The 1,816-nt window shown below is 49.3% G+C and carries 3 protein-coding genes; 2 read left to right on the top strand and 1 reads right to left on the bottom strand.

Annotation, left to right across the window (positions count from 1 at the left end; translation table 11 throughout):
* Nucleotides 1–513, top strand: a 513-nt coding sequence (locus AB5164_RS10130) for a restriction endonuclease subunit S (RefSeq protein ID WP_192934321.1), incomplete at its 5' end; no start/stop codon positions are given.
* A 33-nt stretch (nt 514–546) separates the two neighbouring features.
* Nucleotides 547–1,341 (top strand): tyrosine-type recombinase/integrase, encoded by a 795-nt coding sequence (locus AB5164_RS10125; protein WP_006235246.1) that lies wholly within the window; start codon nt 547–549, stop codon nt 1,339–1,341.
* Here the strand turns inward: AB5164_RS10125 and AB5164_RS10120 are convergent.
* Nucleotides 1,331–1,816 (bottom strand): restriction endonuclease subunit S (locus AB5164_RS10120; RefSeq protein WP_192919620.1); only part of this gene is annotated, 486 nt, incomplete at its 5' end. The two genes, AB5164_RS10125 and AB5164_RS10120, sit on opposite strands and share 11 nt — an antisense overlap.

Raw genomic sequence — 1,816 nt, 5'->3', positions numbered from 1 at the left:
GCGAGGCTCGAGAGCGTCACCACTTACATCCAGAGGGGCAAGTCGCCGAAGTATTCGACCGTCGAGAAATACCCCGTGATCGCCCAAAAGTGCAACCAATGGAGCGGATTCTCCGTGGAAAAGGCGAGGTTCATCGACCCAGCCACCGTATCCAAGTACGCGGATGAGCGGATTCTGAAGGATGGTGACCTTCTCTGGAACTCGACCGGCCTCGGCACGTTGGGCAGGATGGCGGTCTATGACTCGGCGAAAAACAGATACGGCTGGGCCGTCGCCGACAGCCACGTGACGGTGATCAGGACGCGGGAAGATTGGCTTGATCACCGGTTTGCCTTCGCCTATTTCGCGGGGCCGTCAGTCCAGTCTGAAATTGAAGACCAGGCAAGCGGCAGCACGAAGCAGAAAGAGCTTGCGCAGGAGACGGTCAGAAACTACCTAATCCCAGTTCCGCCCCTCGCCGAGCAGCGTCGCATCGTTTATGAAGTTGACTGGCTTTTCAAAATACTTGTCTAACTGTTTTCATGACCTCGTCGAAAGGAAGATGTCATGAGAATGTTTGTACAATACTTGCAGGAAAAGGGTTATGCGGAAAACACTGTTGATTCTTATTCCTTTGCAATATGCCAGCTTATCGATAAAACTCAGTCTCTAACAAACCAGTCACTTCTTGCGCACAAAGAGTGGCTGGTTTCTTCATTCGCTCCGAAAACGGTTAACAACCGCATCGGCGCAATTAACACCTACCTTGATTTCATCGCTTTCGATGGAATCCGACTCAAAGGAGTGCGAATTCAACAGAAGCCGTTTCTCGACAATGTCATCAGCAATGAACAATACATGCAGTTAATCAGCGGCCTGAAGCAAGACGGTGATTGGTTTTGGTATTTCATCGTTCGCTTTCTTGGTTGTACGGGTGCGAGAGTAAGTGAGTTAAGACAGTTCAAAGTAGAACACGTTACCGCTGGATATATGGACATTGTTTCAAAAGGCCAGAAGCTCAGGAGAATTTGGATACCTGACTCTTTGCGTGAAGAAAGTCTTACATGGAAAGCCAAGCCAATGAATGGCCTTCTATTTCCAGGCAAAAACGACAACGCGATTACTTCGCGCGGCATATCCGTAGGGTTGAAGCGTGCCGCACTGCGCTATGGCGTCGACCAAGACGTCGTATACCCGCATTCATTTCGGCACTTGTTCGCAAAAAACTTTATCAACCGCAACCCAGATATTTCACTGCTTGCTGATCTTATGGGACACGAAAGCATTGAGACAACGCGAATCTATCTGCGGCGCACTGCCGATGAACAGCGCGCCGCGGTTGATGAAGCAGTCAATTGGTAAGAGCAAATACTTCGGTGACTCTAGAAACAATTCGTTTCTGCTCGCTGGCCGGGGGAACAGGAACTAGAGCGCGATACAGCCTGTTGTCATTGATTGCCGGATAGGCAACCCCCTTCGCGTTCTCATTGGCATTTGCATAAGAGTCAAAGCTAGGAGAAACCAAAAAGTAGAGAAGAAAACTAGGAAGGAATCCGTCAAGACATGAAAGGACAGCAAACCCAGTACTTGCGATGGGCTTAATATTAAAATCCTTATCTACGATACAGGCATTATGCAAATAAGGGCGGACGGTCGCATAGAGCACATCATTCTTTGCGACTAGCTTTCTTGCTCGTGAGGGCGCGTCAGCTGCATTTATAACAGTTTCTTGTCCGAGCTTTTGGTTCACATTGTCAATCGACGAGATGTCGATATAGGCAAAACGCGCCTCAGGCCTCTTCTGCCCGCGATTCAAGACAAGAGACCCTAAACGACG

It is taken from the genome of Collinsella aerofaciens (genome assembly GCF_040915425.1).
Lineage (GTDB): Bacteria > Actinomycetota > Coriobacteriia > Coriobacteriales > Coriobacteriaceae > Collinsella > Collinsella aerofaciens_BW.
Note: the sequence above shows the minus strand (reverse complement) of the source record. Positions and strands in the feature narration are given on the sequence as shown.